Here is a 12,030-nt window from a genome sequence, read left to right on the forward strand (position 1 = left end):
GCGACGACCTTCGACATCAAGAAGGGCGGGCTGCCGCTGGCGATCGCAGCGTTGTGGCCGAGCGCATCAGGAGCACGGTGGTCGCGGCCATGAGGATCGCCGCGAGGAGATAGGGCGCGCCGGGCAGGCCGAGTCCCGCAAGCGGGCCGACGAACAGCGCGAAGGTCCCGGTGTAGAGCCCGGGGGTCACCAGCGTGACCATCGATCGCAGCGCCGTCAGCGCGCCCTGCAGCTGGCCCTGCTCGTTCGGCTGCACCTCGCGTGTCGCGATCGATTGGAACGGTCCGCCGGAGAGTCCGGCGAGCGAGTAGATCGGCAGCGCGCCCAGGAGCAGCCAGGTCGTGGGCGCGAAGGCGAAGAGCAATTCAGAGGTGATGCCGAATCCGAGCCCCGTGAGGAGCGCGTTGAAATCGCCAAGCCGCTTCACAACCGGACCGACGAGGAAACCATTCACGAGAAGGCTCGCCGCGCCGACGATCGCGAGTGACACGCCGATGGCTCGCTCGTCGAAGCTGAACCGGTACGTGGTGTAGAGGACCCAGGTGTTCGGGATCGCGTCGTGCGCGAGGAACGCGAAGAGCATCGCGACCGTGAGCGACATCAGCACCGGTCGAGAGCCGAGGAAGCGCACCGCGCCGATGGGGTTCGCGGCGTGGAGCCGGAACGGGCTGCGCCGGTCCGCGGGTAGGGACTCGGGAAGGATGAGCGCGCCGTAGACGAAGTTCGCGATCGACAGCGCCGCCGCGGCCCAGAACGGCGCGCGCAGATCGACCGCGCCGAGGAGACCGCCGATCGCGGGGCCGACGATGAACCCGATGCCGAAGGCCGCGCCGAGCAAGCCGAAGCGCGCGGCCCGTTCCTGCGGCGGTGTCACGTCGGCGACGTACGCGCCGGAGATGCTGTACGACGCCGAGGTGGCGCCGGAGACAAGGCGACCGAGGAACAGGATGGGGATGGTCGGCGCGACAGCCATGACGATGTAGTCGAGACCAAGGCCGAGGTTGGAGAGCAGGATCACCGGACGGCGCCCGAATCGGTCGGAGAGCGCGCCCTGCACCGGCGAGAAGATGAACTGCATCAGCGCGCCCGCTGTCCCGAAGATTCCGAAGATCGCCGCTGCGCCCGCCATGTCGCCGCCCTGCAGCTTCAGGATGAGCTGCGGGAACACCGGGATGATGATCCCGAACGAGACCATGTCGAGTAGGACTGTGATGAAGATGAACATGAACGCCGCGCGCGTCTTCGTGATCACACGCGGCATTCTCTCAAGGTCAGCTCAGGCGCGCGCGTCAGTGTGTCGAACGACATGTTCAACAACTTACCAAGTAACATCGGTAACAGGTGCCATCTTGAAACGCGGCACCCGGTATGCGAGGTAGTTACTTCGAAATGAACACGATCAAGGTCGTCGCTCTCCTCACGCTCCTCACGGTCATCCTCATTGCCGGAGCACGCCTGTTCTTCGGCCCGTCCGCGGTGCTCCCCGCATTGCTCATCTCGATGGTCATGAATTTTGGGACGTGGTGGTTCAGCGACCGCATCGCCTTGTCGTTCGCCGGCGCGAAGCCGGTGACCGAAGCCGAGGCGCCGGAGCTGTATCGCATCGTCGGCCGCGTCGCCGAGACCGCGGCCCTTCCGACGCCGCGCATCTTCGTGATCGATCAGCCGGCGCCGAACGCGTTCGCAACCGGCCGCGACCCGCAGCACGCGGTGGTCGCAGTGACACGAGGCATCCTCGAAATAGTCAACGAACGCGAGCTCACCGGCGTCCTCGCTCATGAGCTCGGGCACGTGCGAAATCGGGACACCTTCGTCATGGCGGTCGTCGCGTCGGTCGCTGGAGCGATCAGTTACATGGCTCAGATGGCGCAGTGGTCGATGTGGATGGGTGGTGGAGACCGTGACCGTCGCGACTCCGGCGGGCTCGGGATGATCGGGCTGCTGCTCGGCATCGTCCTGCTGCCGCTGGCGGCGGCGCTGGTGCAGCTCGCAGTGAGTCGCTCGCGCGAGTACGGCGCGGACGACCAGGGCGCCGAGCTGTCACATGATCCCCTCGCACTCGCGTCGGCCTTGCGCAAGCTCGATTCGTACAGCAAGAAGATCCCGCTTCCCGTGAATCCGTCGGTCGCGCCGCTCTTCATCGTGCAGCCGCTGCTGCCAGGCGGGCTCGGCGGACTCTTCGCGACGCACCCACCGATCGCGGATCGCATCGCGCGGCTCGAGAAGATGGCGGGCGCGGAGCTGCCGGCGCAGTTCTAGGGCAGCGGAGTCGTTCCCGGCGCGATGTAGTTGCCGAGGTCGCGCACTGGGGTGCCATCCGCATCGAGCACACGGCGATCGCCCAGCGGGTCCTTGAGCGAGACCACGACCGGGAGGTAGAACGCGATCGCCGGATACGTGCCGGGGCTCTGTCGCAGGTTCACCGTGACGGTGACGGTCTGCGCGTCCTCCTTCACGGTGCGCTCCGCGATCTCGGTCCCGAGGCCGGTCACGATGTTGACGACGATCTTTCGCGCATCGCCGGTGTGCTGGAAGCTGATGATCCGGGCGCTGTGGATCGTCGCGAGGCTGCTCAGCACGAGGACGACGGTGAGGATGGCCAGGCCGATTACTCCGGCGGCGACGACGAAGCGTTGGCCCGTCATCTAATCGACGATCGTCGTCTTGCCGTTCCCGAGGATGGACCAGTGCGTCATGCTCTTGCCGGGCCGGGCCCCGTGCCAGTGCTTGGTGTTCACCGGGATGAACGCGACGTCGCCCGCCGAGACATCGTGGCGCTCGTCGTCGGTCGCGACAAGGCCCTCACCTTCGGTGATGACGAGGATCTGGTCGGTCGAGTGCACATGCGGCTTGTTCACCGCGCCGTTCTTGAAATGCACCTCCGAGAGGCGGAGGTCACGGCTCTCCTCGCCGACGGCGGTCTGGTAATCGACCTCGCCGACGAAGATGGGATTGTCGGACCGCTCGCGTCCGGCCTTGGTGACGCGGATCACCCGCACGCATCGATTCTGGCGCAAACTGGAGCGCGGTGACCGCCCTGGTGCTCATCCACGCCTTCCCGCTCAGTGGCGCGATGTGGGGACACGAGGTCCGCGCGCTGCGCGACGCGGCCGATCCGATCATCGCGCCCTCGCTCCCGGGATTCGGCGGGACCGCTGTGCCGCGCGGTGACGCCTCGATGGACGACTACGCCGACAGCCTCGTCGCCGCAATGGATGCAGCGCGGATCGAGCGCGCGGCGGTCGCCGGCCTGTCGATGGGCGGCTATGTCGCGTTCGCGCTGTGGCGCCGCCACCGCGACCGCGTCGAGCGCCTCTTTCTGGCCGACACCCGCGCCGAGGCAGATACGGAGGACGCGCGCGAGAAGCGTCTGCGTCTCGCGGCGCTCATCCGCCAGCACGGGATCGAGGCGCTGCTGAAGACGCCACCACCCTGGCTGCGCAAGGGTTCGCCTCACTGGGATCCGCTCCTGAAGATGATCCGTGGTCAGACGCCCGATGGCGTCGCGCAGGCAAGCATCGCGATGGCCAACCGCCCGGACAGCCGACCCGATCTGCCGACGATCGACGTTCCGACCGCGGTCGTCGTCGGCGAGGAGGACGAGATCACTCCGCTCGCGATGTCGCAGGTGATCAGCGATCGGGTCCCGGGCGCGACGCTCAGCATCATCCCCGGCGCCGGACACATCGCGAACATCGAGGCGCCCACGGCATTCGAGGCCGCACTTCGCGCATGGCTTCGACGGACGGCGTGATCGTCCGCGCGACGGATGTCGCGCGTGTGTATCCCACGGGCGCCACAGCGGTCTCGGCGCTGGACGGCGTGACGCTCGAGGTGCGGCGGGGCGAGTTCCTCGCGGTGATGGGGCCGTCCGGGTCGGGCAAGTCGACGCTGCTGAACATACTGGCCGGCCTCGAGCGCCCGACCGGCGGGAACGTCTTCGTCGACGGGGTGGATCTCTCGGCCATGGACGAGGTGACTCTCGCACGCTACCGGCGCGAGAAGGTCGGGATGATCTTCCAGGCCTTCAACCTGCTTCCCCGCTACCGCGTCGTCGAGAACGTCGCCCTTCCGCTGGTGTTCGCGGGTATCCCGCGCGAACAGCGCCTCGAACGCGCGCGCGCGGTACTCGATCGTCTCGGCATGGGGCCGCGCGCGGATCATCGCCCGAGCCAGCTCTCGGGCGGCGAGATGCAGCGAACGGCGATCGCACGCGCCCTGGTGACGGAGCCATCGCTGCTGCTCGCCGATGAGCCGACCGGCAACCTCGACAGCGCGAATGGGGAGGCGCTGCTCGCGGTGCTCGAGGAGCTGCATGCCCGCGGGCAGACCGTCGTGCTCGTCACGCACGACGCCGGCATCGCCTCGCACGCGCAGCGCGTCGTGCGCATGCGCGACGGACGGATCGTGAATTGAGAGCATCGGATCTGTTCGATCTCGCGTTCGGCAACTACACGCGCTCGCGGCTGCGCTCGACGCTCACGACGCTTGGCGTCGCGATCGGCACGGCGCTCGTGGTGCTGCTGATCGCGCTCGCGACGGGCGCCGAGGACAACGTGAAGCGCTCGATCTTCTCCATTGGCGACCTGCGGCTCGTCACGGTGCAGCCATTCCAACCGGGTGCGACCGGGCTGTCCGCCGTGCCGCGCACCATCGGCGATGACCATGTCGCGAAGTTCAAGGCGATCCCGCACGCGCAATCCGTCTACCGGCAGTACGACGCGCCGCTCGGAACGCTGCTCGAGGGTGGCGAGGACGCGGCGATCCGTCCGCAGGGGATCGAGGCCGGCGCCCCGGTCGATCGCGGCGACCTTCTCGCCGGCCGGCACCTCGAACCGAACGAGCACGCCGTGGCCGTGATCCCGGGCAACCTCGCACGCCTCGTCGCAGCGACGCCCGACGCGGCCGTCGGCAGGAAGCTGACCCTGCGGCTCGGCGGCGCGGTGAAGCTGGGCAGCACGCGCATCAGCGGGAGCGGAACACCGCGCGATTACATCGTCACGGTCGTCGGCGTTTTCGACGAACAGGCGTCGCAGACGTCGGTCAGGATCCCGCTCGACGACGCGCTGCTTGCTGGCGCGGAGAACCGCGGGCTCACACCCGACTTGGTACGCCAGAACACGGGCTACAGCGGCGTCGCGATCGAGTCCGAGGATTCCCAGTACGTCGCAGAGGTCGTGAAGTCCGTGCAGGAGCTCGGCTTCAGCGCGTTCTCGCTAAAGCAGGTCATCGAGCAGATCGACAAGGGTTTCGGCGTGTTCCGCGGGATCCTCGCCGGCATCGGCGGCGTCGCGCTCCTCGTCGCGGCGATCGGTATCGCCAACACGATGGTCATGGCCGTGCTCGAGCGCACGCGCGAGATCGGGATCATGAAGGCGGTCGGCGCGTCACCGCGCGATATCCGCTCGCTGTTCCTCGCGGAGGCGGCCCTCGTCGGTGTGTTCGGCGGCGTGATCGGCCTCGCGCTCGGGGTCCTCGGCGGACGCGCGATCGAGCTCGTGATCCGCAACCTCAACCCGCAATCGAACCCCGCGCCGATCTTTGTCGTCGACCTGCCGCTCGCGCTTGGCGCGATGGCCCTCGCCCTCCTCGTAAGTCTCATCGCTGGATTCCTGCCGTCGCGCCGCGCGATGCGGATGAGCGCGCTGAGCGCTCTCAGATACGAGTGACCGCGCTCAATCTCGTCCGACTGGCAGGAGCCGCGCTTTGGACCGTCTTGCTGCCCCGTTACTGGCGCGGCGATCTCAGCACCTTCGATCAACGGCAATCCTGGTGGCTCTTCGGCGATGAAGCGTGGCGAGCATTTCGACGCACATATCTGCTTGCGGTGGTTGAAGCGTGGATCATCGCGATCGGCACTGCCCTTCTCCCATTCACCCCAGCGCGTCCGCCAGAGTCCCTGCCGTTCGCGATCACGTTCGGCGCGGGTCTGCTGATCGTGTTCGTCCTCATCAACACGGTGTGGTACTTGAACTGGCCCAAGATCGTTGTGCCGCCGCGGCTCAGACACGAGCGTGGGATGTTCTCGGGCTAGAACGGACCCGCGAGCTCCGGCGGCGCGAAGATGTAAGTCGGCGTCTGCCACCATTGGTCGACGGCCTCGCCGCGCGCCTGATGCAGCAGTGCGGCGATCGTGTCCGGCGGCTGCCCGTCGGCGGCGGCGACGACCACGATCTTTCCCTCACCCAGCGCCTTCGCGTAGCGCCTGCGAATGTCTCGCGGGATGATCCCGCCGGGCAAAAGCTTACGAAGGCGATAACGAAGTCCGCCCCAGCCCTTCCCCGACAGCCACGCGCGACCGCCGGCGACGAGCTCCGCGCGCTGCGAGTTGCTCGCGAGCACGCAGATGTCCTGCTCCCGGACGCCCGATCCGCTGAGCAGCGTCACCGCCTGCACCGCCGCATCGTCGTCGCTGAACGCCGCGGCGGCGACCATTCCGCCCGAGACCGCCTCGAGATACGACGTCGTGGCCACTCGCGAATCCTAGGTGAGCGTGCTCAGGCTCGCCACGCGAGGATCGGGATCCGCATCTCATCGGCGGTCATCCCGCCATGCGATCCGCGGTGCCGGATCGTCTGACCCTCGACCTTCACGATCGACGCCGACAGGTCGCGGTCGAGGAGCGCGACGACCTCACCGATCCGGCGGCGCGCAATCTTCGGGTCGCCGCGCCCAAAGAGTCCGGCGTCGATGAGCTCGTCGCGATCGAGGACGGTCACCAGACCGGGCCATCTCCGATCGATGTACTCACGGACCAACACCGGCCGATCGGTGTGCAGGAACACCAGACGCGGCTCGCCGGCGGGCGGATTGCGAAGCAGGGCTCGGAGCTCTTCGTCGCCGACCATGTCGAGCATCTTGTCGGGATCCGTCGTCGCATGCCCGTGGTCCGCGGTGAGCAACACGAGCGTGTCGCCGGCGCGTCGGTGCCCGAGCGCGCGACGAAGGTCGAGATCGAAGAGCGCGGCCTCCATCGCGGCCTCCTCGCTGCGCGGTCCATAGAGGTGAGAGACCGTGTCGATGCCGGACCAGTACGCGTACACGTAGGAGGGGCGCGGCGCGTGGTCGACGAGCGCGCGAAGGCGCACGCCCATCGACGAAGGCAACACATAGCCGACGAAGCTCGCCTCGGCCGCGTGCATCCGCGTCATCGCCTCCGACCGGAAGACCTCCGGTTCGACGAGGTGCGATGGGATGCTGCGCTCGCGCAGGCGGGCGTGGATCGACGGCACTTGGACGTAGCGGCCCGGATCGATCAACGGATCGTCGAAGTACGACCCGCGACGCATGATCGCCGGTCCCCACCGCAGCATCGCGGTGACCTCGGCGAACTCCTCGAGCCACAGGAAGTACGCGATGTTGCCGTGCTCGAGAGGCGTTCGCGCGGTGTTCATCGTCGTGATCGCCGCCGCGGTCGTTGACGGGAAGACCGTCGTCGCCTCGATGAGCTGGGCTCGTTCGCGTCTGCGCGCCCGATCGCGCAGCTCCGCGAGGAACGGCGTGTCGCCCTGATCGCAGAACATCTCGAGCTGCCACCAGCCGAGGCCGTCGGCGAGGACGACGACGACTTGCCGCACTCCCTCGCGCAGCGCCGGATCGAGGCCCGTGAGCGCGGGCGCGTCGCCGGACTCTCGCGCGCCGAGCACGTCGAGGACGGTCGCTGGAAGGTTCAGGAGTCCCCCGCCGTCGTAGTCGGGCATGACGAATCCGCGCGCGCGAAGACGCTCGACGAGCGGGTGCGGCATCGGTGGACGATACTGCCACGCGATGCGCACGGTCTTCGAGATCGACGGCCTCTTCGATGGCACGAGCACGATCTCCGACGCGGCGATCGTCATCGAGGACGGCGAAATCACGTGGGTCGGCAAGCGCTCGCGCACGCCGAAGACGCCGAAGGGCGAGAAGTCGCGATCGGCGGAGCCCGGAGGCGCCTTCGCCGTACCGGGACTCATCAACTGCCACTCGCATCTCACACTCGACGGCAGCGCCGACTTCGACGCCGAGACCCGGCAGACCGAGGCCGCCGCGGCCCTGAAGGCGTTTCGCAACGCGCGCCTCACGGTACGCAGCGGTGTGACGACCGTGCGCGATCTCGGCGCCAACGGTTCGATGGTCATCGAGCTCGCGCAACAGATAGAGCGCGGCGCGCTCGAGGGCCCGCGCATCATCGCCGCCGCGCGCGGCATCACGATCACCGGTGGCCATGGCCTGGAGCTCAGCCGCATCGCGGACGGAGCGGACGCGGTCCGCGGTGCCACGCGCGAGCAGGTGGCCGTCGGCGCGAGCGTCATCAAGCTCTTTTCGACCGGCGGCGTGCTGGGCGAAGGCGCGGGTCCCGAGCTCGCGGCATACACGCCCGAGGAGACGCGCGCGGCTGTCGACGAAGCCCACCGCGCCGGCATCCGGATCACCACGCACGCGCATGGGGCCGAGGGCATGCGCATCGCAGCGGACGCCGGCGTCGACTCCATCGAACATGCGACGCTGCTCGATAAGCAGACGATCCAGCTGATCAAGGCGAAGGACGTCGCGCTGGTGCCGACGTTCTCGGCTCTGCGCCGCATCCTCGACAACAGCAGCAAGCTTCCGGCGCGCGTCATGGAACGGGCGCGGGTCGTCGCGACGAAGCACCAAGAGGGAGTCCGCGCCGCGCACAAGGCGGGCGTGCGGATCGCCGCCGGGACCGACGCGGGCACGCCGTTCAACACGCACGAGCGTTTCGCGCTCGAGCTGGTCTACCTCACCGAGGCCGGACTCTCACGAACGGAGGCGCTCGCCGCGGCAACACGGGTCGCCGCGGATGTCGTCGGTCGGCCGAAGGCGGGACGCATCGAAGCCGGCTCGTGGGCGGACCTGGTGTTCGTGGACGGCGACCCGCTGAGGGACCTCGCGGTGCTGCAGCAGCTAAAGGCGGTGTGGGTACGCGGAGCGCCGGTCTAACGGACCTCGAGGACAGAACCTGCGCTCGTCGTATTACCCGCACTGAAGATCGAGATCTGTAGCAGGTTGTAGAAACCAGGCGCCGACGGCACCAGGAGATCCGTGGCCATCCGAGCGCCACTGTTGGTAGTCGTGCGTAGCGTCGCGCTCGTCGCAACCGCACCGGCCGGCGGACAGGAAGGCCTCGAGTCGAGCTGTGCCGCCCTCTTGAGGGCCTCGACCGATTCCCAGGGGCCGAACAGCGCCACGCAGAGCTGCATTTCGGACAGGCTGGACGATGGCTCCGTTGCGAGCTGCGGTTCCCACGTGAGGATCAACCTCTGGCTCGGGCTCACCGGCTTCGTCGGCACCTGTAGTACGTACTGGTAGTTCGGATAGCGCTGACTCGGCGACGGCGACGCGCCCAGTGGAACGCAAGACACGCCAAGCAGCGCAACACAGAGTAGGAGGCGAGTCACGCGGCCATCCTATTCGCGCGATGGGCGGACATCGGGTGTGCCCGCGCGGCTAGACGCGCTCCAACCGAGCGTGCGCACGCTCGAGCTCTTCGCGGAGCGAAACCTCGTCGCCGAGCGGCGCGGAGCAGACCGTACCGATGCAGACGTATGCCGCGGTGCGCTCCGATGGGAAACCGAGCTGCGCGAGGCGCGCGCCGTCCTCATTCGGAACGATCCGCTGGACGCTGCGTGCCGGGTCGTCGACGGAGCGCGCAGCGCCCCAGAGCGCGTTCGCGGTCGCATCGCCCTTGGGACCGACAACGGTGATCGCGAGCGGCTCGGTGAGCGCCCGCGCGATCGAGTTCGCATAGGACGACGCGAACTGGCCCCAGCCGCGATATGAGCCGACGAACGAGCGCAGCGCGCGCACCGCCATCTCGCGCCACCGATCGTCGCCGGTGAGCGCGGCGAGGCGCATGAGTCCATCCGCGGCCATCGCGTTGTCCTCGATCGGCTTCTCGCGGAGCGCGACGCGCCCCGGCTCGGCGCGCTCTGGCGCATCGAAGAAGCCACCGTCCGCGGCGTCCTCGAGCCGGTCGCGTATCGCGGTCGCGGCCTCCACAGCGCCGCCGAGAGCGCCGAGATGCTTGCCGGTCTCGTACTCGTCGAGAGCCGCCTGGAGGAACGCGGCCCAGTCGCTCAGGAGATCGGCGACCTGCGGGCCGTCGCCACGGTCGAAGTGCATGAGCCGACCGTCTGGCGCCACGCGCATCCGCGACGCGATCGAGCGGACCACCTGATGCGCGCGCTCTTCGATCGTCTCATCGCCGAGCGCCGCGGCAGCGGCGACGTAGGCGGACACGGCCAGGGCGTTCCAACCCGTGTAGACCGTCTTGTCGACGAACGGCGCGCCGTGCTTCTCGCGGCCGGCGGCGTCCAGCTCGTAGTAGACCTCGTCGGCGTCCTGCGATCCGGCGAATGCCTTCACGTCATCGCGCCACAGGACCGTGTCCATCCAGCGGACGACGTCGCGCACGACGGCGTCGTATCCCGCCTGCGGGAACGTGCGATGCGCTTCCGCATAGACCGCGAGGAGCTCCGCGTTGTCCTCGAGCATCTTCTCGTAGTGCGGGACCTCCCACTCGCGTGTCGTCGCGTAGCGGAAGAACCCGCCCTCGATCTTGTCGTGCATGCCGCTCGCGGCCATCGCTCCAAGCGTCTTGTGGAGCATGTGCGCGATGTCGGGATAGCCGTGGCGGCGGTACTCGTCGAGCAGGAAGCGGATGAGCCGGACCTGCGGGAACTTCGGAGAGCGACCGAAGCCGCCGAACTGCGGGTCGTACTGGCCGCGGACGAGCGCTGCCACCGTGTCGACGATGTCCGTCGAGAGCTCGCCGGTCTTTGACTTGCGCGCCTCCGACTCCTGCGCCCGCAGCTCTACGACACGCTGTGTGATCTCCTCGCGCTTGGTGGACCACACCTCGTCTACACCGTTGAGCGTCTGCCACATCTGCTCCGGCGGGACGTACGTTCCGCCGTGGATGATCTCGCCCTCCGGTGTGAGGAAGACCGTGCTCGGCCAGCCGCCCATGTTGTAGCGGCGGTTCACGTCGGGCCGCTCGTCGTTGTCGACGCGGACCGGCACGAACTTCTCGTTGATGACCTTGATGATGTCGCCAGAGCTGTAGCTGGTCTCGTCCATCACGTGACACCAGTGGCACCACACCGCGCTGATCGCGAGCAGCACCGGCTTGTTCTGCTCGCGCGCCGCTTCGAACGCGGCGTCGCCCCACGCGCGCCACTGGATCTCGCTGGCGCGGTTGGGCCTCGGCGAGAAGCGGAACTCGCTCACTCCGGGATCTCGTCCAGCTCGATCTTGTTGCCGAACGGATCGAAGACATAGCAGCGTCGCCACCCTGGGATCGGCGTCGCTTCCTCGAAACGAGCGCCGCGTTCGCGCAAACGCTTGCGCATCGCCTCGAGGTCATCGACGCGTAGGGCGAAGTGGCGTCGTGGGTGCAGACCGAGGTCCAGGTCGGCCGACAGGTGCACGTGTCCGGGTGGTGCGGAGTACCAGATCCCGTCGCGATCCGCGAGCGTTTCCGGGCGATGGATCTCGTCCAGACCGAGCGATTTTCCATAGAAATCGCGTGCCTGTGCTTCCTCGCCAGGCGGGTAGAACACCTGCGCGTGATGGAGCGAAATGGGCACGAAATCGAGTGTAGTGAGCGCAGTGGGTCGGCTATCATGTGGTCGGACCGAACAGCCAAAAGGGGACGCACTGAATGGCCATCGAGCAACAGGACACCGGCGCGCAGATCGACCAGCCGGTCGTCACGATGACCGCGCGCGCGACGGACAAGCTCAAGGAAGTCATCGCGAAGCAAGGCCGCGCCGATCTCGCCCTCCGTGTGTATGTCACGCCGGGCGGCTGCTCCGGTTTTTCGTACGGGATGACGTTCGCGGAAGGTCGCGAGCAGGACGACACGCTCGTTGAGACCGACGGCGTTCGCATCGTCGTCGACCCGATGAGCGCGATGTACCTCAAGGGCTCCGAGATCGACTTCGTGGATGCGCTCATGGGCGGCGGCTTCGCGCTTCGCAACCCGAACGCCGTTTCGAGCTGCGGCTGCGGGCAGTCGTTCAAGACGGC

At 67.9% G+C, this 12,030-nt stretch carries 15 protein-coding genes; 7 read left to right on the plus strand and 8 right to left on the minus strand.

Annotated features, from left to right (window positions below; genetic code table 11):
• Nucleotides 1–16: 16 nt before the first annotated feature.
• Entirely contained in the window at nucleotides 17–1,252 is a 1,236-nt protein-coding gene (locus VI056_04530; GenBank protein HEY6202288.1) for a TCR/Tet family MFS transporter, read from the minus strand.
• 137 nt (nucleotides 1,253–1,389) lie between these two features.
• Here VI056_04530 and VI056_04535 point away from each other — a divergent pair, with 137 nt between their 5' ends.
• Nucleotides 1,390–2,259: a M48 family metalloprotease gene (locus VI056_04535; GenBank protein HEY6202289.1), complete on the plus strand. Its 870-nt coding sequence runs from the start codon at nucleotides 1,390–1,392 to the stop codon at nucleotides 2,257–2,259.
• Here the strand turns inward: VI056_04535 and VI056_04540 are convergent.
• Nucleotides 2,256–2,645 (minus strand): hypothetical protein, encoded by a 390-nt coding sequence (locus VI056_04540; GenBank protein ID HEY6202290.1) that lies wholly within the window; start codon nucleotides 2,643–2,645, stop codon nucleotides 2,256–2,258. The two genes, VI056_04535 and VI056_04540, sit on opposite strands and share 4 nt — an antisense overlap.
• Nucleotides 2,646–2,999, minus strand: coding sequence for a cupin domain-containing protein (locus VI056_04545; protein ID HEY6202291.1), 354 nt, complete (start codon nucleotides 2,997–2,999; stop codon nucleotides 2,646–2,648).
• A gap of 29 nt (nucleotides 3,000–3,028) precedes the next feature.
• Here VI056_04545 and VI056_04550 point away from each other — a divergent pair, with 29 nt between their 5' ends.
• The 4 genes from VI056_04550 to VI056_04565 are packed head-to-tail and all read left to right on the plus strand — an operon-like array spanning nucleotide 3,029 to nucleotide 6,034.
• Nucleotides 3,029–3,754, plus strand: a complete 726-nt coding sequence (locus VI056_04550; protein ID HEY6202292.1) for an alpha/beta fold hydrolase — start codon at nucleotides 3,029–3,031, stop codon at nucleotides 3,752–3,754.
• A complete protein-coding gene (locus VI056_04555; GenBank protein HEY6202293.1) occupies nucleotides 3,733–4,416 on the plus strand; it encodes an ABC transporter ATP-binding protein in 684 nt (227 codons plus the stop codon). Before VI056_04550 ends, VI056_04555 begins: the two co-directional genes overlap by 22 nt.
• Nucleotides 4,413–5,669: an ABC transporter permease gene (locus VI056_04560; protein ID HEY6202294.1), complete on the plus strand. Its 1,257-nt coding sequence runs from the start codon at nucleotides 4,413–4,415 to the stop codon at nucleotides 5,667–5,669. The genes VI056_04555 and VI056_04560 overlap by 4 nt, the downstream gene beginning before the upstream one ends.
• The gene (locus VI056_04565) at nucleotides 5,666–6,034 is read left to right on the plus strand and encodes a hypothetical protein (protein ID HEY6202295.1); all 369 of its coding nucleotides are present in this window, start codon (nucleotides 5,666–5,668) and stop codon (nucleotides 6,032–6,034) included. Before VI056_04560 ends, VI056_04565 begins: the two co-directional genes overlap by 4 nt.
• Here VI056_04565 and VI056_04570 read toward each other — a convergent pair.
• Nucleotides 6,031–6,474, minus strand: coding sequence for a hypothetical protein (locus VI056_04570; GenBank protein HEY6202296.1), 444 nt, complete (start codon nucleotides 6,472–6,474; stop codon nucleotides 6,031–6,033). The two genes, VI056_04565 and VI056_04570, sit on opposite strands and share 4 nt — an antisense overlap.
• A gap of 23 nt (nucleotides 6,475–6,497) precedes the next feature.
• Entirely contained in the window at nucleotides 6,498–7,745 is a 1,248-nt protein-coding gene (locus tag VI056_04575) for an alkaline phosphatase family protein (protein HEY6202297.1), read from the minus strand.
• 22 nt (nucleotides 7,746–7,767) lie between these two features.
• On the opposite strand from VI056_04575, the gene VI056_04580 reads away from it, so the two are divergent.
• On the plus strand, nucleotides 7,768–8,940 hold the full coding sequence (locus VI056_04580) for an amidohydrolase family protein (GenBank protein ID HEY6202298.1): 1,173 nt from the start codon (nucleotides 7,768–7,770) through the stop codon (nucleotides 8,938–8,940).
• Here VI056_04580 and VI056_04585 read toward each other — a convergent pair.
• From VI056_04585 to VI056_04595, 3 genes are all read right to left on the minus strand, one after another.
• Nucleotides 8,937–9,200 carry a hypothetical protein gene (locus VI056_04585; GenBank protein ID HEY6202299.1) on the minus strand — a complete coding sequence of 88 codons (264 nt, stop codon included), beginning with the start codon at nucleotides 9,198–9,200 and terminating at the stop codon, nucleotides 8,937–8,939. The genes VI056_04580 and VI056_04585 overlap by 4 nt on opposite strands.
• Before the next feature lie 247 nt (nucleotides 9,201–9,447).
• Nucleotides 9,448–11,229: a DUF255 domain-containing protein gene (locus VI056_04590; GenBank protein ID HEY6202300.1), complete on the minus strand. Its 1,782-nt coding sequence runs from the start codon at nucleotides 11,227–11,229 to the stop codon at nucleotides 9,448–9,450.
• Nucleotides 11,226–11,588 (minus strand): VOC family protein, encoded by a 363-nt coding sequence (locus VI056_04595; protein HEY6202301.1) that lies wholly within the window; start codon nucleotides 11,586–11,588, stop codon nucleotides 11,226–11,228. Before VI056_04595 ends, VI056_04590 begins: the two co-directional genes overlap by 4 nt.
• 74 nt (nucleotides 11,589–11,662) lie before the next feature.
• On the opposite strand from VI056_04595, the gene erpA reads away from it, so the two are divergent.
• Nucleotides 11,663–12,030 (plus strand): iron-sulfur cluster insertion protein ErpA (gene erpA, locus VI056_04600; protein HEY6202302.1); only part of this gene is annotated, 368 nt, incomplete at its 3' end.

The sequence above is a fragment of the Candidatus Limnocylindria bacterium genome (assembly GCA_036523395.1).
Taxonomy (GTDB): domain Bacteria; phylum Chloroflexota; class Limnocylindria; order P2-11E; family P2-11E; genus CF-39.